Here is a 23,949-nt window from a genome sequence, read left to right as displayed (position 1 = left end):
CGGCGGGCGAGCACATCGCGGCCGCTCTGGTGCGCTGCAACCCGGCGTGGGCCAGTCAGCCCGGCGAGAACGCCGTGGAGCCGATGCCGGCTCGATTAGCCCGACGTGTTACGGGCGCGGTGCCGCTCGGCTATCTGCCTCCAGCGCCCGGAGAAATACCCGGAGGTATACAAGAACGAAATCCCGGGCACCACACCACCAATGGTGCGAAACCGGGCGAACCCCTGCTCGGTGATGAGTTCGATGACACCAAACGGAATGAGGGCGGCGCAGAGCACGGCCATGCCGATGTTGACCGCCGGGCTGGTCTCCCAGCTGGTCTGGGTTGCCGCCGCTGGTTCTTCCGCCGGTGGTTGTTCGCAGGGTTCTTCGTGAACAACTGCCATGCGGCCATTGTAGCTGCCAGCCGGCGGCTGAATTAATCGCGGCGGCGGCCCTTTGACAGTTACTCGTTGGGCCGCCGCCGCGGGGCCGAGCCTACCAGCGCAGCTTTGCGGCTGTTGCCCGACGTTCCTTTGTTGCTGTAGCTTCCCCACCAACACACAAGGGCCGTGGGGTCGTTCCCGCGAGCCAGACAAGTTGCGATGGCCGGGTTTTTGCTTGGCCTCCTTCGTGTCTGGCCGCGGCCTTTGTGTGTTTGAAGACTCGACCGCACGAAGAAGGTTGGGGTGAACAAGACCAGGCAGGTTCCGGTGTATGGCTATGTCACCGGGCGGGTTCGGGTTGCGCCGTTCACTGAGACCTACACCTATAAGCGGCCGTGCCAGACCGTCATTATCAGCGGCCAGGTCGGCACCTATTGCCCGCCATCGGAGACTAGAACCCGTGCGGTGTACAACTACAAGAGGGTAACCAAAAAATCGGCCCTGCGCGTTTTTGTGGGATACGTGGTTACTGGCACTGGTTGGGGGTCATGTCATCAACAGACTGATTCTCCCAGGCGACGTGGTGGCCATTCTCGATCCCTGGAAGCCCTGGCGCTCAGCGTGGCCTTTCCCGCTTTCCTGGTCCAGAGTGCCTACGCCTCGATCACGCGGGCATTCTCCTGCCGCGCGACGAAACGGGACCACAGCTGCATGGGCACCAGTCCCGCGACCCCAACAACAACTACTAACAGGAATCTAAACCAATCATGATCCATGTCAGGCAGGTACTCCGTGGCAGCACCCCATTGAACAACCCACCATATGCTGCCGAAGATACCGCTTCGGCCTCTGCTCAGGGACACCTACTGGGCCGCTGGCATAAAGGGCGGCAGCGTTTCACCGAAGTGCGGAAAACGAGGATCGTGAAAGGCGACCCCGAATGGGGCGAGATGCCCTTCCTTGGTGGCATAGGTGGCGCTATAGGCGCTCCGGCAATCCAACAAATGTCAGAGTCACACCGACCGTACGGGCAGTATGCGGCCATTTTTGTGCTTAATCTCTTGGTGGCGGGCATAGCCGCAGGCGTTTTATGCAGCTGGTTGCTTGCCGCGAGGAAGCTGCGTCGGTGGGAAGCCCTAGGTGGACTGCGCCGCGAGCCGTCCCCCCCCCATCTCTGGTCTTGGCTAGTCGTTTTCGAGCAGATCGAGGTCGAAGCCGTAGAGGGCGGCGCAGTTGTCCCGCACGATCATCTGCTGCTCGTCGGCGGGCACATCGGCCAGGGTCTCGGCCACCACTTCTCGGGACCGGGGGAAGGTGGACTCGGTGTGGGGGTAGTCGGAGCCCCACATGAGCGTGTGGGCGCCAAAGGTGTCCCGTACCCTCACGCCCACCGCGTCCTCCTGGAAGCTCACGAAGCAATTGGAGCTGAAGTAGTGGCTGGGGCGGGCGTCGGGATCGGCGAAGCGGTGCCAGTCGCCCCGCAGCGGCCGGTCGGTGTAGCAGTAGTCCATCTGGAACAGCCAGAACGGGATCCAGCCCACCTCGTGCTCCACCGATCCCGCCTTGAGCTTGGGATGGCGCTCGAACACCCCCGAGAAGATCATCTCGCCCAGCGACTTCCGCACGAAGTGGTCTTGCAGGTAAAACGCCGCCTCCGACACCGCCCTCACATCGTTCTTTGTCTGGCCGCTGGCGCTGGCTAGGTGCCGACCGGTGGCCACGTGCATGGACAGGGGGATGTCGAGGTCGACCGCGGCCGACCAGAACGGCTCATAGCGGGGGTTGTCGTAGCCCTGGCCCGCGGGGGGCATCACGCTGATCATCACTCCCGACAGTCCCATGTTGCGGCACCGGGTCATCTCGGCGATGGCCTCGTCGATGTCGTCCACGTTTATGAGGGCGATGCCCTTCAGTCGCTGGGGGTCGTAGGCACAGAAGTCGGCGATGAAGTCGTTGTAGGCGGCCATGGTGACCGAGCACAGCTCAGAGTCAGGGATGGAGTAAGCCAGCAGCGCCTCGCTGGGGTAGATCACTGAGGCGGCCACCCCGTCGGTGCGGTTGTCGGCGATGAACTTCTCCGGGTCGTAGGCCCCGGGACGCACCTCGTCGAACGACGCCTCGATGCGGAGCTTGGCGGGGTCTTGGTCGAACCGGTTGCCGGCTTGAAAGCCCAGGAACGACATGGAGCGCCGGCCGTCGATGTACCACCAGTCGCCGCCGGGCTCGCGGCGCACTTGAGGCACCCGCTCAGCCATCGGCCCGGTGCTCACCCGCTCGGTCCACAGGTCGGGCGGCTCGATGATGTGGGAGTCGGACGAGATCATCGTGGCGGTGGGGCTCATGGCGCTCCTTTTCTCATGCCTTCATTTCAGCAGTTCGACGGCCCGCTCGCCCACGGCGATGCAGGTCAGGTTGGTGTTGGCCCGGGGGATCATCGGCAGGATGGAGGCGTCGAACACCGATAGGCGGGCGACGCCGTGGACCCGGCCGTAGTCGTCGACCACATCGCCGGTGTCGGGGTCGGGTCCCATCCGGCAGGTGCCCGAGGCGTGGTACCAGGGAAAGCTGAACTGCCGAGCGTAGTCGGCTAGGGCACCGTCGTCTCCGTCGGCGAAGGCCGCCTCGTCGAGAACCGCTACCCGCTCGAAGCGGTCGGCCAGTGCCTCATGGGTGGCTAGCCGGTAGCAGAGCCGCAGTCCGGCGGTGAGCTGGGCGATGTCGTCGGGGCTGTCGAGCAGGTTCAGGTCGATCACCGGCGGGTGGCCGGGATCGGGCGACAGCACCCGCAGCCGTCCCCGGGAGCGGGGGGCCTGGATGCCGGCGCAGATTCCCCAGATCAGCTCCGAGCCGCACACCTCGGACAGGGGCTGGTTCTGGCTCAGGTCCCAGTGGTTCATCATCCCGATCTGCATGTCATTGGTGACCGGGCTGGCTGGGGAGCTGTAGCGGATGAGCAGTTGGTGCTGCACCATTTCGGTGGGCACTGCCCCTTCAGGGGGGACCACGAAGATGAACGCTCCCACATGGTCCATGAGGTTGGCGCCGACCCCGGGGAGGTCGGCCACCGAGCGGATGCCCACCGCCTCCAGGTCCCGTACCGGGCCGATGCCCGAACGCATGAGCAGCGCCGGGGAGTTGAGCGCTCCCGCGCAGACCACGATGTGGCGACCCCGGACCTGCTCCAAGCCGCTGCCGTTTGGCGAGTAAGCCACCGCGGTGGCCCGATCCCGCTCGATAACGATGTGGTGGGCGTGGGCGTCGCCGATGATGCGGAGGTTGGGCCGCCCGTCGGCCGGGCGGAGATAGGCCATGGCGGTGGACACCCGCACGCCGTCCACCACGTTCTGGGGCGACGGGCCGATGCCCTCTGACACGCCGTCGTTGTGGTCGTCTACCCAGGCCAGCCCGCTGTCTTCGGCGGCTGCTTGGAGTTGTTGCTGGGGGGTGACCAACTCCTCCTTGGCGGTCCGGTGAATGGGGATCGGGCCCCCAATTCCGTGAATATCGCCGCCGAGGGGGTCGTCTTCCAGGCGGCGAAAACACGGGGCCATCGCCTCCCACGACCAGTTGGTACTGGCCCACGCGTCGTAGTCGCTGGGCATCCCTCTAAGAGCCACCCCTCCGTTCACTGCCGAGCCCCCGCCCAGCGTCCGTCCCTGGGGGTAGGGGGCGGTGGCGTCGCCGGTGGTCCGGGCCCGGAATCCCCAGTCCCGCCCGGTGTGGGAGAAGTCCACCGCGCCCAACCGGTCGGCGTCGGCGTCGGGTTCGACCGGGCCGGCTTCCAGCAACAGCACCGACGTGTCGGAGTTCTCCGACAGACGGGCGGCCAGCACCGCGCCGGTGGAGCCTCCGCCGACGATCACGAAGTCGTAGATCATGGGCAGCGACTGCTACTGGTCGAAGGGCAGATCACGGGTTGCAGCCAGTGGCCATCAGTGGTCGAAGGGCAGGTGGAGCATCTTGATGGCGTTTCCCCGCATGATCTTGTAGATCACCTCGTCGGACAATTCCTCGCACAGTTTCTCGGCAAGCTCCTTGGTGTGGGGCCAAGAGCTGTCGTTATGGGGGTAGTCGGTCTCGAAGGTCACGTTGTCGGCGCCGATGGCCTCGATGTTGGCCAGTCCGAAGCGGTCGTCGAAGAAGCATCCGTACACGTGGTCGGCAAAGTAGGTGCTGGGTCGCTCGGGGATCACCCCCCATACCTCGTTCCATCCCCGGTTTTGCTCCCACACCACGTCGGCCCGCTCCAGGATGTAGGGGATCCACCCGATCTGCCCCTCGCTATAGGCGATCTTGATGTCGGGGTAGCGGATGAACGCCCCGGAGAACAGCCAGTCGGCCAGCGATCCCATGGCGTTGTTGAACGTCAGAGTGGACATCACCGCAGGCGGGGCGTCGGCCGAGGTGGACGGCATGCGCGACCCCGACCCGATGTGCATGCACACCACGGTGGCGGTTTCCTCGCAGGCCGCGAAGAACGGTTCCCAGTGCCCGTCGGCGTCGTGGATCGACGGCAGCCCGAGGTTGGTGGGCAGCTCGGTGAACGAGACCGCGTGCGCTCCCCGCTCGGCGTTGCGGCGCACTTCGGCGGCGGCCAGCTGGGGGTCCCACAGGGGGATGAGCGGCAAGGGGATCAGCCGGCTGTCGGTGCCCGCGCACCACTCCTCGATCATCCAGTCGTTGTAGGCCTGCACGCACAAGAGGGCCAGTTCCCTGTCGTTTGCCTCCAAGAATGTCTGGCCGCAAAAGCGGGGGAACATCGGGAAGCACATGGCGGCTTCCACGTGGTTGAGGTCCATGTCGTCGAGGCGAGCTTGCTGCTGCCAGCAACCGGGACGGATGTCGTCATAGGTGATCGGCTGGGGACCGAGGTCGTCTTTGGGGTAGCCCGACGCGGCGCTGAGGCGGATTAACGGGTGCTTGAGGTCCTCATATAGCCAGGAGTCGATCGTTCGCTCGACATCGCTGTCCACCCACTCCGGCATGTGGTTGATGATCGCCCGGTCTTTGAAGAGCTTCTCCCGCACGACCCGGGGTCCGACGTCGGCGTACTTGCGGGGCAGGCGGTCGGTCCACAGGGTGGGCGGCTCCACTATGTGGTCGTCCACCGAGATGATCTTGGGTATCTCCGGCATGGGTCGAGCGTACTTCGCGGTTGGGTGCCCAAGTCCCGCTGGGAGTCTGGGAAACCCACTGGCGTATTGTGGCTCCATGCTGGATCTGATCATCAAGGGCGGAACGGTCGTCGACGGAACTGGATCGCCGGGGTTTGCCGCCGACGTGGGCATCAGCGGCGGGAGGATCACCGCCGTGGGTGCGGTTGACGGGGCCGCGGCCCAGGTTGTGGATGCCGACGGGCTGGTGGTGGCGCCGGGATTCATCGACGCCCATACCCACTACGACGCCCAGCTGTTCTGGGATCCGCTGGCCTCTCCCTCCAACGAGCATGGGGTGACCACCGTGCTGGGGGGCAACTGCGGGTTCACGCTGGCCCCGCTCAAGGCCGACGACGCCGACTACATCCGCCGGATGATGGCCAAGGTGGAGGGAATGCCCCTGCCCGCTCTGGAGCAGGGACTGCCGTGGAGTTGGTCGAGCTTTGGCGAGTATCTGGATGCGCTGGACGGGCGCATCGGGGTTAACGCCGGGTTCTTGGTGGGCCACTCGGCCCTGCGCCGCTATGTGATGGGGGCCGAGGGCACTGGGAATGTTGCGTCTCCTGAGCAGGTGGCCGAGATGGTGCGGCTGCTGCACGAGGCGCTGGAGGCCGGCGGACTGGGGTTCTCGTCGTCACAGTCCACCACCCACTCCGACGGCAACAACGACCCGGTGCCGTCGTATTTCGCCGACCGCGACGAGATGCTGGCCCTGTGCGACGCGGTGGGCGACCATCCCGGCACGTGGCTGGAGTTCATCATCACCGGCTGCAATGCGTTCTTCAGCGATGAAGAGGTCGACTTGATGACCCAGATGTCGGCCCGGGCCCAGCGGCCGCTCAACTGGAATGTCCTATCCCATGCCTCCACGATGATGGACCGCACCCGGCACCAGCTGCGGGCCTCGGATGTGGCCGCCGAGGCCGGGGGCCGCATCGTCGCCTTGTCGATGCCGTCCATCGGCGGGCTGAAAATGAGCTTTGCCAGCTACTGCGCCCTGTACCTGCTGCCCAACTGGGGCGACGTGCTGTACCTGGACCACGACGAGAAGAAGGCCAAGCTGGCCGACCCCGCCGTGCGGCAGTGGCTGGACGAGCAGGCCCGCAGCTCTGAGGGCCCGTTCCAGTTCATCTCCACCTGGGCCAACATGGAGATCGGCGACACCTACGCACCGGAGAACGTCGGGCTGACCGGGCGCAAGGTGGGCGACATCGCCGCCGAGCGGGGGGTGGATCCGTTCGACGCCCTGCTCGACATCGTGGTGGCCGACGACCTGCGCACCGCGCTGTGGCCTATGTCATCAGACGACATCGACTTGGCCTGGGAGCAGCGGGCCGAGCTGTGGCGCGACCAACGGGTGCTGGTAGGGGGCTCCGATGCCGGCGCCCACCTCGACCGCATGTGCGGCGCCCGATTCCCCACCGAGATGCTGGCATCTGCGGTGCGCGACCGGGGCCTGCTGTCGCTGGAGGAGTGCGTGCGACTGCTGACCGACGAGCCCGCCCGATTGTTCGGGCTCAAGGGCCGCGGCCGCGTGGCCGAGGGCTATTGCGCCGACCTGGTGGTGTTCGACCCCGACACCGTGGCGTCTGAGCCCATCGTGGAGCGCACCGACCTGCCCGGCGGCTGCGAGCGTCTCTATGCCGGCGCCGTCGGCGTCGAGCACGTGCTGGTCAACGGCACCGAGATCATCAGCGCCGGTGAGTCAACCGGCGCCACCCCCGGCACCCTCCTCCGCTCCGGCCGCGACACCGAGACGGTGCTGCCGTAGGGCGGGCACTCTTTCAAATTGCCAGCTGATCTCCCAGTATGGGAAATGGAGTCTCGCCGGTCACTCTCCCAGTCGGCACAAAGTCTCGGCATGAACCGCCAGATTCCTCTCAGCCTCAGCGAGCCACGAGGTGCTCCTTTGCTGCTCTAGGAAGGTCATGACGATGCGATGGACTATCTCTTCCACGGTGAGTCCCGCCTGCTCAGCCTCAGCCAATAGGGCTGTTTCGCTGTCAGGGCTGAGGTCTAGTTCCACCACCACGCGGCCACCCTACCGGCGGTTCTTGCGTAGACCGCAGCCTATTTCGGCTGATGGACATGGGTATGGAGAGGCCATTTGAGGTCCAGAGGCATCAAGGGGCGGAAGAGAGAGTCGGCTTCGGAGCTAGACGAGCTATCGGGTGGGGTCGGGGTGAGGGGAGATCGCGGGCCGGGCAGTTCGTGGCACAAAAAAGGGACCCCGTGCGTTCCGGGTCCCATCGCCGCGGTATGTCGGCTGCATTCGGCTGACGCCTACTAGCCGGACCGGCAGGCAGTAGTGACTGTAGCGATGCCGCAACGAGGACGTCAACGGTTTTTCAGAGTTGGGTGGTTCGTCGCCATCGCTCCCGACGGCGGCTGGCTATTGAAGGGGGACGAGCTCCAGTCGTCCGGTCTGGTCGGCCCAGGCTTGTATCCGGCGGTCGGCGGTGGCTAGGGGCAGGCTTTGGCTCAGCGCGGTGGCCACGATCATCTGGTCCATCGGATCTCTGTGGAAGCCGCTGTCTGCGAGTTCGATGCTGTCGATGAGGATGTCACCACTCAAGGGGATTTCTCGCAGCCCGCTGCGCAGCAGGTCTTGACGGAGTCCAGCGATCGGGGGTAGCACGACTGCCGGGTGGTTCTTGCGGCGGGCGTGTCTCATCTCCCAAAAGGTGATGGCCGAAACCGCCACGTCGCCGGTGGCCACACCAGCGTCGATCATCTCCAGCAACGCGGAGCTGACCTTGCGCGTGTCGTCCAAGATGTGCCACAACAAGACGTTGGTGTCGAGCATCATGCTGCGTCGTCTGTCCCCGCGTGGTCGATGATGTCAGCCCATTCGGCAGCGGTGAAAGTCTTGGGAAGTCCCTCGTCAGGTATCCGTATCCGGTCCTTGTATCGCCCGCGGATGCCAGGGGCTTGCGGTGTGACCGGCACCAATAGCGAAACCGGCCGCCCCCGTTTTGTGATGAGAATCGCCTCACCGGTCTGATCCACCTCGTCCATAAGCTGAAGGCACTTGGTCTTGAACTCCCCGGCTGGGACGACCCGAGTGGCACTTTGGGGTTTCATGACAGCCAGGGTAACAGAAACGACCATAGACAATGACTATGGTTGGTAATATCTACCCGAGGCGCGCCTACTGTGGGGGCCATGTTTGATCTGGTGATTCGGGGCGGCACGGTGGTGGACGGGACCGGGGCCGCGCCGGTGGTGGCCGATGTGGCGGTGGCTGGAGGGCGGATCGTCGAGGTCGGCAAGGTCGAGGGGGCGGCATCTCGGACGGTGGATGCCGAGGGGCTGGCGGTGGCACCGGGGTTCATCGACCCCCACACCCACTACGACGCCCAGCTGTTCTGGGATCCGGCGGCCACCCCATCGCCGATGCACGGGGTGACCACCGTGTTGGGGGGCAATTGCGGGTTCTCCCTGGCCCCGGTGAATCCCGACGATGCCCGGTACCTGCAAGAGATGATGGCCATGGTGGAGGGGATGCCCTTGCCGGCGCTGGAGCAAGGGCTTCCATGGGACTGGGAGACGTTCGGGGAGTTCTTGGACAGCCTCGACGGCAAGACCGCGGTCAACGCCGGATTCTTGGTGGGCCACTCCGCGCTGCGCCGCTATGTGATGGGATCTGACGCCGATCAGCCCGCCAGCTCTGATCAACTCGACCGGATGGTGCAGGCCCTCCACGATGGGCTGGCTGCCGGAGGCATGGGGTTCTCCACGTCCTTGGCCCACACCCATTGGGACGGCGACAACGAACCGGTTCCCAGCCGGTTCTCCTCCACCGAGGAGGTGCTGGCCCTGGCCGGAGCCGTATCCGACCATCCTGGGACCTGGCTGGAGTTCATCACCTCCGGATGCCTCAGCATGTTCAGCGACGAGGAAATCGAGCTCATGAGCCAGATGTCGGCCCGGGCCCAGCGTCCCCTGAACTGGAACGTGCTCACCGTCAGCGCCGACACCCAAGACCGCACCAACCACCAGCTCGGGGCGGCGGACGCCGCCGCCGCGGTGGGCGGTCGCATCGTGGCCCTGTCGATGCCCACCATCGGCGGGCTGAAGCTGTGCTTTGCCACCTACTGCCCGCTGTACAACATGCCGGGGTGGAAGGACACCATGAACCTTCCCCACGAAGAGAAGATGGCCGCGCTGGCCGACCCGGAGACGCGGCGGTGGCTCAATGAACAGGCCCAGACCGGCAGCGGCGGCTTCTACCACATGGCCCAGTGGCAGAACATGGAGATCGGCACCACTTTTGCCCCGGAGAACGACGGGCTCACCGGTCGTCGAGTGGGCGACATCGCTGCCGAGCGGGGGCAGGAGCCGTTCGACGCCCTGTGCGACATCGTGCTAGCCGACGACCTGCGCACCGACTTGTGGCCCATCAATGCCGACGACTCGTCGGAGAGTTGGGCCCACCGAACCGAGCATTGGCGGGATCCCCGGGTGATCGTGGGTGGCTCCGACGCTGGAGCGCATCTCGACCGTATGTGCGGCACCCGCTACTTCACCATCATTCTGGGCGACATCGTGCGGGCCCGGGGGCTGTTGCCGCTGGAGGAGGCGGTGCGGCTGATGACCGACGTGCCGGCCCGCCTGTTCGGCCTGAAGGATCGGGGCCGGGTGGCCGAGGGCTGGCACGCCGATCTGGTGCTGTTCGATCCGTCCACCGTGGCCTCCGACCCCATCGAGGCCCGCACCGATCTGCCCGGCGACTGCATGCGTCTGTTTGCCGGGGCCCAGGGTGTACACCGGGTGCTGGTGGGCGGTACCGACATCGTGGTCGACGGGCAGGTGACCGGAGCCACCCCGGGAACTGTGCTGCGCTCCGGTCGCGACACCGAGACCGTATTGCCCTGAGCCCCGTCCGCCCCCGACCGCGCGGGGGTGTACGCAGTCGGGGGCAGAGGCTTGGGGGTGGGGTCAGGCGGCGAAGTGCTCGTCTTTGGCTCGGTAGTGCTCGTCAAGTCCACTGAGCGCGGGGTGATGCAACTCGGAGGGCCGGAATCGAACGGCCCCGCCGATGCTGTAGGCGGGAACGATGCCGTCGTTGATGCCTCTCAGCAAACTGCGCTGGTCGACGCCGAGCATCTGGCATGCCGCGTCCGGGCCGATGAGGTTTTCGATATGGTGATTCATGTGTCTGCTCCTTTCAGTGGCTTCGCCCCAGTCGCTGAGCACGGCCAAGACGGAAATGGAGCGGGCATTGTCGCGAGGCAAACTCTCGAATGATTCCCGCCTAGAGCCATTGAGCGACGAGATCTTGCTGTCCGTCTCGCTGTGATTTCTGTGGACTATTCTGTGGATGACTTCGAATACCGCCGTGACCTGGGGCTTTGTGGACGATTCTTGGGAAGTCCGGCGTAGGTGAGCCAAAGGCATAGTATTTTCAAGATTTAAGTATGTTTTTCTGAAATAAACAGATTTGCCGCCCCGTCGGTCACGTACCATGAACAGAATCGACCGACTACCTCGTCGGCGAAGCGGTCCAAAGTGGCCGGGCGGAGGCCAAATCGGGGTCATGAGTGCTATCCCGTAGCCTCCCACGCTTAGGGGCCGAGCGGATAGGTGAACCATATCGTTTCCTGAATCGCTAGGCGGACGCGCGGATTGGCGCGTATCCGCAGGTGACAGGTTTCTCAATGAGATATCCCTCGACGGCGTTATCCCAGGTAGGTTACCTATCCGCGCGCCCTCTTAGTCCACCCCTACCCTGGTAGGGCCATGTCTGCTCCTCCGCCACTCGGTGATTTCATGCCCGGCACCGGTGATCCCGACGAGCTGTTGGGGGCGTTCTGCGATTGGGCCGAGGCGGCTGGGCTGGAGCTGTACCCCCACCAGGAGGAGGCGGTGCTGCGGCTGCTGGCGGGCGACAACGTGGTATTGGCTACCCCCACCGGTTCGGGCAAGTCGCTGGTGGCGCTGGCCGGGGCCTTCGCCGCGCTGGCCCAGGGCCGTCGGGCGGTCTACACGGCGCCGATCAAGGCGTTGGTCAGCGAGAAGTTCTTCGAGCTGGTAGCGGCTTTCGGAGCCGAGTGGGTGGGGATGGTCACCGGAGACGCCACCGTGAACGGGAACGCCCCGGTCATCGCCTGCACTGCGGAGATCTTGGCGCTGCGGGCCCTGCACTCCGGCCCTGAGACTGACGCCGACCTGGTGGTGATGGACGAGTTCCACTACTACGGCGACCGGGACCGGGGCTGGGCCTGGCAGGTGCCGCTGCTGGAGCTGAGCCGACCTCAGTTCCTGCTGATGTCGGCCACTCTGGGCGACACCCTCGCCCTGCGCCGAGATCTGAGCAAGCGAAATGACCGGCCCACCGCTCTGGTGGCCTCGGCCCAACGGCCAGTGCCGCTTGATGTGGAGTATCGGGAAACGCCTCTGCATGTTTCCATCGCTGAACTGCTGGGGGCAGAAAGGGCGCCGGTGTACATCGTCCACTTCACCCAGCGGGAGGCCACCGCCCAGGCCCAGAGTCTCACCAGCCTCGACGTGCTGGATGCCCAAGCCAAGGCCGCGGTCAAAGATGCGGTGGGGGGCTTTCGCTTCGACACCCCATTCGGCAAAGACCTGCGCCGCTTCGTGCTGGCCGGGATGGGGGTACACCATGCCGGGCTGCTGCCCAAGTACCGGCTGCTGGTGGAGAAGCTGGCCCAGCAAGGGCACCTGAAGCTGATCTGCGGCACCGACACCCTGGGCGTGGGGGTGAATGTGCCCATCCGCACCGTGCTGTTCACCCGCTTGTACAAGTACGACGGCCGTCGCACCCGGGTGCTGTCGGTGCGGGACTTCCAGCAGATCGCCGGACGGGCAGGTCGCAAGGGGTTCGACGAGGAGGGCAGCGTGTGGGTGCAGGCTCCCGAGCACGTAATCGAGAACCGCCGGGCTGAGGCCAAAGCGGCGTCCGATCCGGTGAAGCGCCGCAAGCTGGTGAAGAAAAAGCCGCCCGAGCACAACTATGCCCACTATGACAACGACACCTTGAACCGGCTTTGGCACGGCCAACCCGAGACCCTGGAATCGAGCTTCGCGGTGACCCACTCCATGATGCTCAACGTGCTCGAACGGCCCGGCGACGGCTGCGCGGCCATGAAGCGCTTGCTGGTTGAGAACCACGAGCCCCGATCCCGCCAGCGAAACCACATCCGCCGGGCAATAGGGGTATTCCGGTCGCTCATCGACGCCGAAATCGTCGAGGTGCTCGACGAGCCCGACGACTTGGGCCGCCCGGTGCGGGTGAACCTCGACCTCCAAGACGAATTCCGTTTGAACCAGCCGCTCGGTCTGTTCGCCGTGGAGGCGCTGGAAGCACTGGAAATCGAGGCGCCCGATTACCACTGGCAGGCGCTCAGCGTGGTGGAGTCGGTGCTGGAAGACCCCACGGTGGTGCTGTTGGCCCAACGGGACAAGGCCCGCGATGATCTCATGGCCCAGCTCAAGGCTGAGCGAGTGTCCTACGAAGAGCGCCTTGAGCGGCTGTCGGAGGTCACATGGCCCCGCCCCGAGGTCGAGTTCATCGAGCCGGCCTTCGCGGTGTTCGCCCGCTACCACCCTTGGGTGGGCCACGACCGCCCCAGCCCCAAATCGGTGGCCCGCGATCTCATGGAGGTTGGTGACACCTTCAACCAGTACGTCTCCCGCTACGGCATCAAGCGTTCCGAGGGAGCGCTATTGCGCTATCTGTCCGACTGCTACAAAGCCCTAGTCCAAACCGTTCCCGCCGCCGCAGTCAACGACGCCTTGGCCAGTCTTACCGCCGAACTCGGCACCCTCCTGCGCACCACGGACTCCAGCCTCCTCGACGAATGGGAGAGCCTGCGCAACGGGTGAGCGGACGTGTCTCCGATATTGCTCTAATGACTACGGTGAGCACTTTGCGATCGTGGCGATGTACGACTTTCACAAGGATCGACCCGAGCGAATCAGCGATCTTCAATTGGTAGTCCACGAATCTTGGCGGATTGCCTCAACTAAGCGAGCCTCAGCCACTCGGGAGTACATCGGCTCAGTTCAAAAGATCGAGCAACTGGTGGCAGGGGTAGGCGAGTTCGACTCAGTCGAGGATTTTGAAGCCTACTGGCGGGCTCCGGCACGTAGTTGGAAGAAATCCCCCGAAGCCGAAAAGCTCCTACGTCGCGTTGTGGAGGGAAGACCAATAAAGTGACAGTGCGTTAGTCTGCAACATACGAATCGAGCGTTGCGCCTAGCCTGCGAGCGGCTAAGCCCGACCGCGGTCTCCTGGCTGAGCGATTCTAGGTGTTTCTCAAAGCATCTTGATCGAATCGGCAGGCAAGGATGGCACACTGGGTTGGTGATCGCCGACCGGATCGTGTGCGTGGATTGTGGGGGGTGGTGTCACCGGCTCACGCACTGGCCTGAGGATGATCCACCTCTGCCCGGCGACACGGTGGCCTATCGGTGCTCAGACTGTGGCGACCGCTGGGACTTGGTGCTGGATCAAGAGGACTTCGATGACTGAGCAGCCTCAGGGCAGCAGCGAGGCGATCCAGGCGTCGAAGCGCTTGGCGTGGGTCTTGGTCATCTCGGAGGGGAAGACCATGAATCCGTGGGGGGAGTCGGGATAAACGGCCAACTCCACTGGCGACTCGGCGGCAGCCAGCCGGGTGGCGAAGAAAAGCGAGTCGTCCAGGAGATGGTCATTGGCGCCCACCGTTACCAGGCAGGGGGGCAGACCGGTTAGGTCGGCAAACAGCGGTGACACATCGGGATCGCGTCGCTCGGCCTCGGACATGCCCGGCGTAAATGACTCGATCATGAACTGAAGACCTGCTGGGTCCAAGATGTCTGGGTTGCCGCCATTGCCGAAGATCGAAGGGGTGCCCCTCAGGTCGTACCAGCCGAATACCAGATTGGCGCCCAGCACCCGGTCGATGGCGCCGAGGCGGTCCCGCACCCGCAGCATGGTGACGGCGGCCAGATGCCCCCCGGCCGACTCGCCGCCGATGAACATCTTGTCGGTGCCCCAGCGCTCGGGGCCGTGCTCCAGCATCCAGGCCGCGGCCGCCTCGCAGTCGTCGGGTCCGGCGGGGTAGGGGTGCTCGGGGGCCAGCCGGTAGTCCACCGACAAAACGGCCAACCCGTGGTGGGTGGCCAGGTGCTCATTTCCCGGATCGCTCATTTGGGGACGGCCCAAAAGCCAGCCGCCGCCGTGGATGTGCAGGAACATGGTCCGTGGCTCCTCCGGCTCAAAGAGCCGCACCGGAATGTCTCCGCCCGGACCCGGAATGGTGGACTCGACCGCCATTGCCGACGGCTCGGGTTCGACGGCAATCATGTTCTGGCGCTGGATCTGGACTCGGGTCACGGGGTCTTCAGGGAGGTCGCCTCCGGCCGCGGGGAAGGCCTCCGCAAGAGCTGCCAGCATTTCCCGTGCCTCAGGGCGGTAACCGTCGATCGTTTCGTCCCAGAGCTTCATCGGTGTCTCCCGTCTGTTTCGTCTCGTGGCATCGAGCAGGGCGGTACTACGTTGCCCCTTTGTGGGCGACGATGCCATTTTCTATCAAGACGGCGACGCGGTCATTCCGACGATCTACGCACAGGGGCCGTGGGACGCCGGTGCCCAGCATGGCGGCGCGGTAGCCGGATTGCTGGCCCGGGCGGTGGAACAAGTGCCTGCGCCGGTGCCCATGCGGGTCGCCCGCTTCACCCTCGACATGCTGCGGAGAGTGCCAGTGAAGCCGCTGGCCATTTCCACCGAGGTGCTCCGCACCGGCAAGCGGATCCAAACTGTTCGAGCCGAACTCCACGACGGTGACCTGCTGGTGGCGTCGGCTGTCGCCATGTCGGTGCGGACCGGTGCGGGCATCGACATGGCGCCCTACCGCCAGCCCGAGGTACTACTCCCACCCCCGCCGGGAAGCTCCGACCAGCCGCTGTCATTCAACCCCCGGGCGGATATGCCCGAGGGATTTCCCCACGTGGTGGAATTTGACCGGGTGGTCGGCAGTTTCCGCGGAGGTTCGCCCAGCAAGACCTGGGTTCGATTCTTGGTGCCGTTCGTGCGAGGAGAGGAGACATCTCCCTTGGTTCGGCTGATGGCGCTTTCTGACTTCACCAGCGGTTTGGGCGCGTTTTTGCCCTACGACCAATTTGTGTCAATCAACCCCGACTTGACCATCCACGTGCTGCGCTATCCCACCAGTGATGGGATTTGCGTCGACGCCGAGACCTGGGTCGACGCCGACGGAATTGGGCAATCTAAGGCCCGGCTTTTTGACGAGGATGGTCTGTGCGCCCTCAGCAACGCCTCGGTGTTTATTGAGACCCGGGCTCGCTACTGACCGGGCACAACCAGCAATGTCAGGGGCCGCCGAGGGCGGTGATGTCGTCGAAGCCGACGACTTGGCCGCTCCAGTCGTCGGGTTGGCGGATCATCCAGTCGGCGCATTCCGCGGTGTATTCGGGGGTCTTGAGGGTTTCCAGGCCGGCGCCGCCGGTGGCGATCTCGGCGCCCTGGGTGTTGTAGACGTGCCACCACCCCTCGGTGGACACGATGGTGTCCACCCGCAACACGTTGAACGCCACTCCTCGGCCTCCGACCTCCAAGTGCATGGAGGCATTCCACCGCTCCATGGCCTGCTTGGACGTGGAGTACAGGGCCAGGTTGGGGCTGATGGCGGTGGCCGACCCCGAGCTCACGCTGAGCACCCGGCCCCGGCCCCGCTCCAGCATCCCCGGTACCAAGCCCTGGCACAGCTGCATCGGCCCCACCACCTGCACTCGGAACGCCCGCTCCCAGCGCGACCAGGGCACGTCGATGATCGGGCCATTGGAGGTGTAGCCCGCGTTGTTGACCAGGATGTCGCAGCCCCCGTACCACTCCAGGGTTCGGTCCACGATGCGGGCGGTTTCGTCGGGCGAGGTCAGGTTGGCCTGCACGCTGCGGGCCTCGATGCCCTCGGCACCCAGTGCGGCTACCGCTTCGGGCAGCGACCCCGGCAACAAGGCATTGGGGCCGTCGGTCCCGGTGCGCCCTACTACCACCAGCCGGGCCCCGGCCCGTCCCAGCCGGAAGGCGATCTGACGGCCGATGCCCCGGGTTGCTCCGGTGACCACTGCCACTGAGCCGTCAACCGAAAACGACACGCCCGGACCCTATCCCGACACCGGTTGGGCGCGGCGGTCGGCCAGCACCAGCAGGCAGGGAAGGATGATCACCGCGGCCATCATCGACAAAATCCCGGTGATGGCAATCAGAATCCCGAGTTGGCTCACCGCCAGCAGGGGGGCGAAGGCCAGCACGATGAAGCCCAACGCAGTGGTGGTGGCCGACCCGAACAGCGCCCCGCCGACGCTGTTGGCGGTGATTGTCAGCGCGTCGGCGATCTCGGTTCCTCGTTCGCGTTCGTGCAGGTACCGATGGGCGAAGTGGATGGTGTAGTCCACCCCGATGCCGATGGTTAGCGACGTCAACAGCGCGGTGAGCGCGTTGTAGTTGATGCCCATCACCCACATGAATCCCAGCAGCAGTATCAGCACCACCACGATGGGGGCTACCGTGATCGCTCCCAGCAGCGGTCGGCGGTGGGCCCTCCAGAAGTACACCGTGAGCAGGGCGAGCGCGGTGAGGACGGTGATGAACGTGGCGGTTGTCTGGCTGCGGGCCACCGCATTGGTGGTTACCCCCGGGTTGATTTGAGCCCCCGTCACCGTGAAATGGCCGGGAGCGTCGTCAGCCCAGAGGTCGCCAGACGCGTTGTAGAGATCGCGGGCATCGCTGTCGCTCCCGAAATAGGCCTGAATCGGGATGATGGTCACGTCATTGCCCGATGAATCGGCCAGTGAGGCGATCTTCGCAAAGTCATCGGGGGCGGCCTCCGACACCTGGCGGTACAACTGGCCTAGGTCGTCGGATGATCCCTGGGTGAGCACCGCTCGGGCATTGGGCACCGTCTCAGAGGCCAGCGATACCAGCGTGGTGCCACCCACGCCGACCACATGTTCGGGCTGCTCCAAGCCTGGAGGCGCCGATCCGCCCGACCCGGGTCCAGGTCCCCGCAGCCGGTCGTCCAGCGCCACCAACGCTTTTGCCGCGGTCGGATCATCCAGATCGGTGATGACCACTCCGGTGATCGTGGTGCTCAGTCCGCCGACCTCTTGACGGGCCAGGCGGATGTCTTGCACCACTTCAGAATCCTCGGGCAAGAACTCGTCCTCTTTGAACTCGGTGTCCACGTTGATCCCACCCGCTACCGCGGCACCAGCCAGCGCGGCGACGGCCAGCAGGGTGAGCTTGGGATGGCGGGCGCAGCGGGCCACCATCGGTTCCAGTAGGCGGCGCACCCCGGGAACGGAGTCAATCACGGGCCGGGTTCTCAATGGCCGCCCTCGGGCTATCCGCCGACGGTCGCCCAGTATCCTCACCGCGGGCACCAGCGACGTCATGATGAAGAACCCAGCGATGATCCCGCAGGCCGCCAATATGCCGAAGTCCCTGATGGGAGACAGGGGACTGGCCAAATTGGTCAAGAAGCTGAGGGCGGTGGTCAGCGCCCCCAAGCCGATGGCCGCGCCGGTGAGGGACACGGCCCGGCTGGTGGCCCGGCGCGGGTCGGCATCGCGTTCCTCACGGCGGCGGGACACGATCTGGAGCGAATAGTCCACCGTCAGGCCCACCAGCAGCACCGGCACGATGATGCTGATCGGTGTGATGCCGTTGATCTTGTCCAGGCCGTCGGGGCCGAGGTAGCCCGAAAGGCCGATCTGCCACAGAGCAGTCAAGACCACACCGATGATCGTGATTGCGGTGTCGGCCGGAGACCGGAAGAGCACCGCCAAAACGACCACCATCACCACCAGCGCCAGAGGGAACAAGAATCCGCTATCGGTCAGGGCCTGCTGGGCCCCCTGCTGGAATCGGGCGTTGGACAGGGTGCGGGCCGAAGCGTTCGGCCCGTAGTCGCCCTCCTGGATCACGTCATTGACCACCAACAGGGCGTCGAAGGAGTCCAGGTCGGGAAGGTCGATCTGTTGCAATCTGACCTGGCCCAATCCGGCGTTATCGCTGAGCAATTGGTCGAACTGAGCCGCTCGGGGATCAGCAGCGGGATCGACAGCCAGCGCCCGGGCTACGTCCTCAGCGGTGAGCTGGGCCGGTGGCACGCCGGCCAGCGCCACGATCAAATGGGCGTAGCTGCGGACTACTGGTTGGCCGTCTTGGGGAACGAAGGGCGCCACTTCGGGGTGGGCCAGGGCCATTTCCGAGCGGGCGATGACCTCTCGGATGACGTCGGGAGACGTCACGTTTCCCCGGGCCACGATCTGCGCGCTGGTGAACGCGCCCGATTCGGGGAACCGAGCCTCCAGCTCCTCTACTGCCCGAGCCAGGTCGCTGCCCGCGGGCACGAACGACCCCATCGCGTCGGGCTCCTCGGTGGTCAAGGCAACCCCGGGCAGCATGGCCGCGGTAATGAGGGCGATCACCGCGATAGTGCGCCAGGGGGAGCGGGTGACCAGGCGGGCGTACCGGTCCAGCATGAAGGTGCAGAGGCTTTCCGGCTGTCCTAGGGATCAGCTGGCCCCGGAGCCGGGTGCTCCTGCACCGACGGAAGCCATAGCCGCACCCACTATGCCGGCGTTGTTGCGCATCTCGGCGACGGCGACCTCGGTGTCGATGTCCAGCAGCGGACCCCAGAGGTTGAAATCCTTGCTGATGCCGCCGCCGAGGATGAACAGACCAGGCGAGATGATCCTCTCGAGGTGCTCCAGATATTCCTGAACCCGTCCCACCCACGTTGGCCAGTCCAAGTGATCCTGCTTGCGGACCTTGGCTGCCGTCCACGCCTCCACGTCACCGTCATGTCCGGCCAGGTAGAGGTGGCCGAACTCGGTATTGGGCACCAGGCTCCCGTTTACGAACACCGAGCTTCCGATTCCGGTGCCGAAAGCCGTGAAGCACACCGTCCCGTTTCGGCCCACTCCAGCACCGTGGGTCATTTCCGCGATTCCGGCGGCGTCGGCGTCATTGATGATCGTCACCGGGGCGCCGATCCGATTGCTCATCGTCTCAGCAATGTCAACCCCGGCCCACGAGTCGTCCAAATGCGCCACCCATTTGACGGTGCCGCCGACGATGGGCGCGGGAAAGGCGCAGCCCACCGGACCGGTCCACCCGAACGAGGTCACCAGTTGGTCGACCACATCGGCTACTTCGTCGGGAACGCCGGGCTTGGGGGTGGGAATCCGGAGTCGTTTTTCGAGCAGCTTGCCGGTGTCCACATCTACCGGCGCGGCCTTCATCCCGCTGCCCCCTATGTCGATCCCGAATGCTGCGCTCATAGCCGATACCGGTTTCCCGCCCGACGAAGGTACCAGCGGCCCTCCCCGGCAGGGGAGTTGAGCGCGGGTTGCGCGAAGCTGGAAAGAACCTGGAATCGGACAGAGCAGACCGAATCCGGTGACAGAAACAGGGGTTGAGCAATGGCAGACATGCTGGCTGGAAAAGTAGCGCTGGTGTCGGGCATCGGACTCGGTCTGGGCATCGAAATCGCCCGGCTCTATGCCCGCGAAGGGGCCGACATCGTGATGGGTGCCCGCCGTACTGAGGTGATGGAGCCGCTGGCCGCCGAGATCGAGGCGATGGGCCGCCGCACGGTGTGGCAGTCGACCGACATCACTGACCCCGACCAATGCCAAGCACTGGCCGATGCCGCGGTGGAGAAGCTGGGGCGGCTGGACGTCTGCGTGAACAACGCCTTTAACGACGGTTTTCCTGTCGTCAACGTGGAGAACGCCGATTTGGACCGCTGGCGCAACGTGTTCGACGTGAACTTCTTCGGGTCGCTGACCATGACCCGGGCCTGCATCCCCGCCTTGCGGGACTCCGGGGCCGGGCGCGTGATCTTCATCAACACCATGTCCATCCGCATCCGGCAAGCAGGCTGGGGGGCCTACAGCAGCTCCAAGGCCGCGTTGGAGAACATCACCAAGATCTTGGCCAAAGAACTCGGCCCCGACGGCATCCGGGTGAACAGCGTCCTGCCCGGGTACATCTTCGCCGACGCGGTCCGCAACTTCCTCCAAGGCCAAGCCGATGCCCGGGGGGTGGACTACCAGGTGGTCTACGACGAGACCGCGGGGGAGACCGCGCTCAAGTATCTCCCCGACGCTGCCGAGATCGCGGGAGCCGCCTTGTTCTTCGCCTCCGATCTCTCTTTGCCCATCACCGGGGCATCGTTGGATGTGAACGCCGGGCACTGGATCGGCGGGTCATGACCGACGAGCGTCTCTTTTCGATCCCATGAGCGACAGGACCCCCGCGGGCATCGCCATCGCCGAGGTGCTGGCCGATGCTGGCATCACCCATGTATTCGGGGTGCCGGGGGGCTATTCCATCAAGGTGTTCGACGGGCTGAGGAAAGTGGCCGACCGGGTGAACAGCGTGAGAGCGGCCCACGAACACCAGGCTTCGGTCATGGCCGACATGTACGGCCGACTCACCGGCCAGCCCGGCGTGTTCACCGGCCAGGGGCCGTTCGCCGCCTCCTCCGGTGGATTCGGCCTGATGGAGGGGTACCTGTCGGGCACCCCCATGCTGGTGCTCACCGAGATGACCGATCACGGCATCCCCCAGCACGCCCCTACCCAGGGCACCACCGGCGACCACGGTTCGGTGGACCTGCCCCGCATCCTGTCGGGGATGACCAAGTTCATGAGCGTGGCCACCACCCCCAACGAGGCGGTGCATGCGGTGGAGCTGGCCATCCACCACGCCACCTCGGGCCGCCCCGGTCCGGCCGCGGTGGTGTTTCGCCTCGACGCCATCTTCCGGCGCACCGACGAAGCCCGCCATCCCCGCCTCTACCGGCGGAACCGGGTGGCATCGGCTGCCCCGCCCCGGCCCGACGCATCAGCGGTGGCCGCGTTGGCCGAACTGCTGGCGGGGGCCAGGCGCCCGGTAATCGTGGCCGGAAACGGCATCCACCAAGCCCAGGCCTACGACCAGCTGGATGCCCTGGCCCGCCGGGCCGCGGCTCCAGTGGTGACCACCGCCAAGGCCCGGGGGGTGATTGCCGACGACCACCCGTGGGCGGGCGGTCCGCTCAGCCCGTTCGGCTGGCAGGGAGCGTTCGATCTGCTGGCCCGAGCCGACGCTGTGGTGGTGCTGGGATCGCGTCTCAACCCCCATGACACCCTGGTGGAGTCGCCCACTTGGCTGGATGCCGACCGCCAGCGAATTGTCCAAGTCGACATTGAAGCCGCCAACCTGGGGGTGAGCTTCCCGGTGGAGTTGGGCATTCACGCCGAGCTGGGATCGTTATTGACCGAGCTTGTTCCTGCGGTGGGGGTCGATGAGGACCTGGCCAACGACCGATGGGCCGACCTGGCCGAGATCAAGTCAAGGGCCGAGGACCCCCCCGTGCTGCATGAGCCGGCCGGCCCGGTGCCGCCCCAGCGGGTGATGCAGGTGCTCAACGAGGTGTGGCCCGCCGACGGCCGGATCACCCTTGACGCAGGCAATAACCGCATCTTCGCCTACCACTACCTCGACGCCCGCACCCCCGGACGGCTGCACCTGCCCGGCGGGCACTTGGGCATGGGCTGGGGTCCGCCCGCCGCGCTGGCCGCGGCCATGGTCCACCCCGGCGAGCGGGTGCTGTCGATCAGCGGCGACGGCGGCTTTTTGATGTCGCTGCACAACCTGGCCACCGCGGTGGAGTACAGCCTGCCGGTGACGTTCCTGGTGCTCAACAATCGGATGCTGGGCAACGTCTACGACTTCCAGGGGCCGGATCGCCGAACCGCCGTCGACATCGACGACCACGACTTCGCCGCGGTTGCCCGGGCCTTCGGCATGTACGGCCACCGGGTGGATGATGACGTTGCGCTGGCCGACGCCCTGGTCTCGTCGCTAGCCGCCGACGGCCCGGTGCTCATCGAAGTTTCCACCGACCCCGACCAATCGTCCGACCTGGTACGAGTTCGCGACTCCCGCTCATCATGAGCATCACCCTTGAGGCTGAGATCAGCCCGGGGATGAGCACCGCTGATGCGGTAATGCTGGCCCAGCTTGTGGAGGATGCCGGGTTCAACCGGCTGGGCATCTCCGATGTCGTCTACTGGCCCGACTGCTTCATGCTCCAAGCCCTCTGCGCCCAGGCCACCAGCCGGATCGCGGTCGGCGCCATGGTCACCAATCCCTATACCCGCCATCCGGTGGTGCTGGCCGGAGCTCTGGCCACCCTGGACGACCTGGCCCCCGGCCGGGCGTTCTGCGGGCTGGGCGTGGGGGCCGGCTTGGAGCCGCTGGGCATCGACTATCCCAAGCCGGTGGGTGCGCTACGCCAGGCGGTGGCCGACATCCGCGCCCTATTGGAAGGGGGAGAGGTAGGCGGCGAGCGATTGATTCGCCCCGCCGCCCATCCGGTGCCCCTGTCCATCGGCACCCGAAGCCCCCAGGTGATGCGATTGGCCGGCGAGGTGGCCGACATCGCCCTCGTCGGCGGCCGCTTCTTGTCGGCCGATCTAGCTGACACTTACCGGGTGTGGCTGGCCGAGGGCGCGGCTCGGTCCGGGCGCACTTTGGACGATTTCGAGACCGCTCCCCGGCTCACGCTGTGCTGTTCGCCCGACGGCGACCTGGCTCGAAGCAGCGTCAAACGGTATGTCGCTCACTATCTGACCATCATTCGACCGCCCGAACTGGATGTGGCCCCCGACCGCATGGCGGCCGTCGAGGCTGCGTTGGCCCGCAGTCGGGGCTGGTACTTCGACCACAACCGGTTTGACGACCCCGAATTGGACACGTTGATCGACGACCGGCTGGTGCAGGCGTTCACCGTCGTCGGCACGCCGGACGAGTGTGCCGATCAACTCCTCGGCGTGTTGGACATGGGGTTCACCAGCGCCAGCCTCAATCTGGCGGCCACCGCCCGCTCCAGCGCCGCCGAGGGGTTGGCCGAGACCATTACCAGCTTCGCTCCGGTTGTGGCCTCGCTCTCGGGTTCTCGCTAGCTGGCAATCAGGCGGCTGAAGGCCTGGCGGTAGAAGCCCAGGGCTACGCCGCAGGGGTTGGGGTCGCCCTGAATCGCCGCATAGGGCAGCGACGCCCCGCTGAAGGCATTGTCATTCCAAAACGGGTCTCCTGGGTCCACCGGGCCCCAAGGTCCCACATACAGGTAGGGCTCGGAGTGGGCCGCGTCTCCTGGCGATGCCCCGTAGGTGGCCCGGGTGATGCGCTCAGAGTCGGCATCGCCGATCTCCACTGCAACGTCGAAGTGGCCCGGCCACAGCTGCACCCGGCTGGGGTCTGGTGCGTCCGGGGTGCAGCGCAGTTCTTCCAGCGCCGCAGTGGCCATCCCGAACCAGTCGCAGATGAAAGCCACCAACTCGCCGCCCACCGCCGCCCACGATGGCATCGGTCTCGGCTTGTGGGTTTCGGTATCGGGGTG

At 65.6% G+C, this 23,949-nt stretch carries 21 protein-coding genes; 8 read left to right on the top strand and 13 right to left on the bottom strand.

Annotation, left to right across the window (positions count from 1 at the left end; genetic code table 11):
• Window positions 1–95 precede the first annotated feature (95 nt).
• From OXG30_03405 to OXG30_03390, 4 genes are all read right to left on the bottom strand, one after another.
• Window positions 96–386, bottom strand: a complete 291-nt coding sequence (locus OXG30_03405) for a hypothetical protein (protein ID MCY4133947.1) — start codon at window positions 384–386, stop codon at window positions 96–98.
• A 1,163-nt stretch (window positions 387–1,549) separates the two neighbouring features.
• Window positions 1,550–2,707: an amidohydrolase family protein gene (locus OXG30_03400; protein ID MCY4133946.1), complete on the bottom strand. Its 1,158-nt coding sequence runs from the start codon at window positions 2,705–2,707 to the stop codon at window positions 1,550–1,552.
• A 21-nt stretch (window positions 2,708–2,728) separates the two neighbouring features.
• Window positions 2,729–4,243, bottom strand: a complete 1,515-nt coding sequence (locus OXG30_03395; protein ID MCY4133945.1) for a GMC family oxidoreductase — start codon at window positions 4,241–4,243, stop codon at window positions 2,729–2,731.
• Between the two features lie 54 nt (window positions 4,244–4,297).
• Window positions 4,298–5,500 carry an amidohydrolase family protein gene (locus OXG30_03390; GenBank protein ID MCY4133944.1) on the bottom strand — a complete coding sequence of 401 codons (1,203 nt, stop codon included), beginning with the start codon at window positions 5,498–5,500 and terminating at the stop codon, window positions 4,298–4,300.
• Window positions 5,501–5,576: 76 nt separating this feature from the next.
• On the opposite strand from OXG30_03390, the gene OXG30_03385 reads away from it, so the two are divergent.
• The gene (locus OXG30_03385) at window positions 5,577–7,292 is read left to right on the top strand and encodes an amidohydrolase family protein (protein MCY4133943.1); all 1,716 of its coding nucleotides are present in this window, start codon (window positions 5,577–5,579) and stop codon (window positions 7,290–7,292) included.
• A gap of 60 nt (window positions 7,293–7,352) precedes the next feature.
• On the opposite strand, the gene OXG30_03380 is transcribed toward OXG30_03385, so the two are convergent.
• The 3 genes from OXG30_03380 to OXG30_03370 form a co-directional block, all read right to left on the bottom strand.
• Complete coding sequence (locus OXG30_03380; protein ID MCY4133942.1) at window positions 7,353–7,553, bottom strand: hypothetical protein; 201 nt, start codon at window positions 7,551–7,553, stop codon at window positions 7,353–7,355.
• A 360-nt stretch (window positions 7,554–7,913) separates the two neighbouring features.
• Entirely contained in the window at window positions 7,914–8,330 is a 417-nt protein-coding gene (locus OXG30_03375) for a type II toxin-antitoxin system VapC family toxin (protein ID MCY4133941.1), read from the bottom strand.
• On the bottom strand, window positions 8,327–8,605 hold the full coding sequence (locus tag OXG30_03370) for a type II toxin-antitoxin system Phd/YefM family antitoxin (GenBank protein ID MCY4133940.1): 279 nt from the start codon (window positions 8,603–8,605) through the stop codon (window positions 8,327–8,329). The genes OXG30_03375 and OXG30_03370 overlap by 4 nt, the downstream gene beginning before the upstream one ends.
• A gap of 81 nt (window positions 8,606–8,686) precedes the next feature.
• Here OXG30_03370 and OXG30_03365 point away from each other — a divergent pair, with 81 nt between their 5' ends.
• A complete protein-coding gene (locus OXG30_03365; GenBank protein ID MCY4133939.1) occupies window positions 8,687–10,399 on the top strand; it encodes an amidohydrolase family protein in 1,713 nt (570 codons plus the stop codon).
• 63 nt (window positions 10,400–10,462) lie between these two features.
• Here the strand turns inward: OXG30_03365 and OXG30_03360 are convergent, their stop codons facing one another.
• On the bottom strand, window positions 10,463–10,678 hold the full coding sequence (locus OXG30_03360; GenBank protein ID MCY4133938.1) for a helix-turn-helix domain-containing protein: 216 nt from the start codon (window positions 10,676–10,678) through the stop codon (window positions 10,463–10,465).
• Between the two features lie 585 nt (window positions 10,679–11,263).
• On the opposite strand from OXG30_03360, the gene OXG30_03355 reads away from it, so the two are divergent.
• Both OXG30_03355 and OXG30_03350 read left to right on the top strand, forming a co-directional pair.
• Window positions 11,264–13,369, top strand: a complete 2,106-nt coding sequence (locus OXG30_03355; protein ID MCY4133937.1) for a DUF3516 domain-containing protein — start codon at window positions 11,264–11,266, stop codon at window positions 13,367–13,369.
• A 481-nt stretch (window positions 13,370–13,850) separates the two neighbouring features.
• On the top strand, window positions 13,851–14,018 hold the full coding sequence (locus OXG30_03350) for a hypothetical protein (GenBank protein MCY4133936.1): 168 nt from the start codon (window positions 13,851–13,853) through the stop codon (window positions 14,016–14,018).
• Window positions 14,019–14,024: 6 nt separating this feature from the next.
• On the opposite strand, the gene OXG30_03345 is transcribed toward OXG30_03350, so the two are convergent.
• Window positions 14,025–14,975, bottom strand: a complete 951-nt coding sequence (locus tag OXG30_03345) for an alpha/beta hydrolase (protein MCY4133935.1) — start codon at window positions 14,973–14,975, stop codon at window positions 14,025–14,027.
• A gap of 61 nt (window positions 14,976–15,036) precedes the next feature.
• Here OXG30_03345 and OXG30_03340 point away from each other — a divergent pair, with 61 nt between their 5' ends.
• Window positions 15,037–15,840 (top strand): thioesterase family protein, encoded by an 804-nt coding sequence (locus OXG30_03340; protein MCY4133934.1) that lies wholly within the window; start codon window positions 15,037–15,039, stop codon window positions 15,838–15,840.
• Window positions 15,841–15,859: 19 nt separating this feature from the next.
• On the opposite strand, the gene OXG30_03335 is transcribed toward OXG30_03340, so the two are convergent.
• The 3 genes from OXG30_03335 to OXG30_03325 are packed head-to-tail and all read right to left on the bottom strand — an operon-like array spanning window position 15,860 to window position 19,837.
• Complete coding sequence (locus tag OXG30_03335) at window positions 15,860–16,645, bottom strand: SDR family NAD(P)-dependent oxidoreductase (GenBank protein MCY4133933.1); 786 nt, start codon at window positions 16,643–16,645, stop codon at window positions 15,860–15,862.
• A gap of 9 nt (window positions 16,646–16,654) precedes the next feature.
• Entirely contained in the window at window positions 16,655–19,036 is a 2,382-nt protein-coding gene (locus tag OXG30_03330; GenBank protein ID MCY4133932.1) for an MMPL family transporter, read from the bottom strand.
• A gap of 33 nt (window positions 19,037–19,069) precedes the next feature.
• Window positions 19,070–19,837 (bottom strand): ROK family protein, encoded by a 768-nt coding sequence (locus OXG30_03325; GenBank protein ID MCY4133931.1) that lies wholly within the window; start codon window positions 19,835–19,837, stop codon window positions 19,070–19,072.
• A gap of 141 nt (window positions 19,838–19,978) precedes the next feature.
• On the opposite strand from OXG30_03325, the gene OXG30_03320 reads away from it, so the two are divergent.
• Genes OXG30_03320 through OXG30_03310 form a run of 3 tightly spaced genes read left to right on the top strand, consistent with a single transcriptional unit; the run spans window position 19,979 to window position 23,512 of the window.
• Window positions 19,979–20,773 carry an SDR family oxidoreductase gene (locus OXG30_03320; GenBank protein ID MCY4133930.1) on the top strand — a complete coding sequence of 265 codons (795 nt, stop codon included), beginning with the start codon at window positions 19,979–19,981 and terminating at the stop codon, window positions 20,771–20,773.
• Between the two features lie 25 nt (window positions 20,774–20,798).
• Complete coding sequence (locus OXG30_03315) at window positions 20,799–22,502, top strand: thiamine pyrophosphate-binding protein (GenBank protein ID MCY4133929.1); 1,704 nt, start codon at window positions 20,799–20,801, stop codon at window positions 22,500–22,502.
• Entirely contained in the window at window positions 22,499–23,512 is a 1,014-nt protein-coding gene (locus OXG30_03310; protein ID MCY4133928.1) for an LLM class flavin-dependent oxidoreductase, read from the top strand. The genes OXG30_03315 and OXG30_03310 overlap by 4 nt, the downstream gene beginning before the upstream one ends.
• Here the strand turns inward: OXG30_03310 and OXG30_03305 are convergent.
• Entirely contained in the window at window positions 23,509–23,916 is a 408-nt protein-coding gene (locus OXG30_03305; GenBank protein MCY4133927.1) for a hypothetical protein, read from the bottom strand. The two genes, OXG30_03310 and OXG30_03305, sit on opposite strands and share 4 nt — an antisense overlap.
• Window positions 23,917–23,949 lie beyond the last annotated feature (33 nt).

The organism is bacterium, from assembly GCA_026708015.1.
In the GTDB taxonomy this organism is placed as follows: Bacteria; Actinomycetota; Acidimicrobiia; order Acidimicrobiales; family Bin134; genus Poriferisocius.
The sequence above is the reverse complement of the archived record's forward strand: the minus strand, read 5'-3'. Positions and strand labels throughout refer to the sequence as shown.

Excerpts from the sequence above, each read along its gene's own strand:
- OXG30_03405 (MCY4133947.1), bottom strand. The coding sequence starts at position 386 with ATGGCAGTTGTTCACGAAGAACCCTGCGAACAACCACCGGCGGAAGAA.
- OXG30_03400 (MCY4133946.1), bottom strand. The coding sequence starts at position 2,707 with ATGAGCCCCACCGCCACGATGATCTCGTCCGACTCCCACATCATCGAG.
- OXG30_03395 (MCY4133945.1), bottom strand. The coding sequence starts at position 4,243 with ATGATCTACGACTTCGTGATCGTCGGCGGAGGCTCCACCGGCGCGGTG.
- OXG30_03390 (MCY4133944.1), bottom strand. The coding sequence starts at position 5,500 with ATGCCGGAGATACCCAAGATCATCTCGGTGGACGACCACATAGTGGAG.
- OXG30_03385 (MCY4133943.1), top strand. The coding sequence starts at position 5,577 with ATGCTGGATCTGATCATCAAGGGCGGAACGGTCGTCGACGGAACTGGA.
- OXG30_03375 (MCY4133941.1), bottom strand. The coding sequence starts at position 8,330 with ATGATGCTCGACACCAACGTCTTGTTGTGGCACATCTTGGACGACACG.
- OXG30_03370 (MCY4133940.1), bottom strand. The coding sequence starts at position 8,605 with ATGAAACCCCAAAGTGCCACTCGGGTCGTCCCAGCCGGGGAGTTCAAG.
- OXG30_03365 (MCY4133939.1), top strand. The coding sequence starts at position 8,687 with ATGTTTGATCTGGTGATTCGGGGCGGCACGGTGGTGGACGGGACCGGG.
- OXG30_03360 (MCY4133938.1), bottom strand. The coding sequence starts at position 10,678 with ATGAATCACCATATCGAAAACCTCATCGGCCCGGACGCGGCATGCCAG.
- OXG30_03355 (MCY4133937.1), top strand. The coding sequence starts at position 11,264 with ATGTCTGCTCCTCCGCCACTCGGTGATTTCATGCCCGGCACCGGTGAT.
- OXG30_03345 (MCY4133935.1), bottom strand. The coding sequence starts at position 14,975 with ATGAAGCTCTGGGACGAAACGATCGACGGTTACCGCCCTGAGGCACGG.
- OXG30_03330 (MCY4133932.1), bottom strand. The coding sequence starts at position 19,036 with ATGCTGGACCGGTACGCCCGCCTGGTCACCCGCTCCCCCTGGCGCACT.
- OXG30_03325 (MCY4133931.1), bottom strand. The coding sequence starts at position 19,837 with ATGAGCGCAGCATTCGGGATCGACATAGGGGGCAGCGGGATGAAGGCC.
- OXG30_03320 (MCY4133930.1), top strand. The coding sequence starts at position 19,979 with ATGGCAGACATGCTGGCTGGAAAAGTAGCGCTGGTGTCGGGCATCGGA.
- OXG30_03315 (MCY4133929.1), top strand. The coding sequence starts at position 20,799 with ATGAGCGACAGGACCCCCGCGGGCATCGCCATCGCCGAGGTGCTGGCC.
- OXG30_03310 (MCY4133928.1), top strand. The coding sequence starts at position 22,499 with ATGAGCATCACCCTTGAGGCTGAGATCAGCCCGGGGATGAGCACCGCT.
- OXG30_03305 (MCY4133927.1), bottom strand. The coding sequence starts at position 23,916 with ATGCCATCGTGGGCGGCGGTGGGCGGCGAGTTGGTGGCTTTCATCTGC.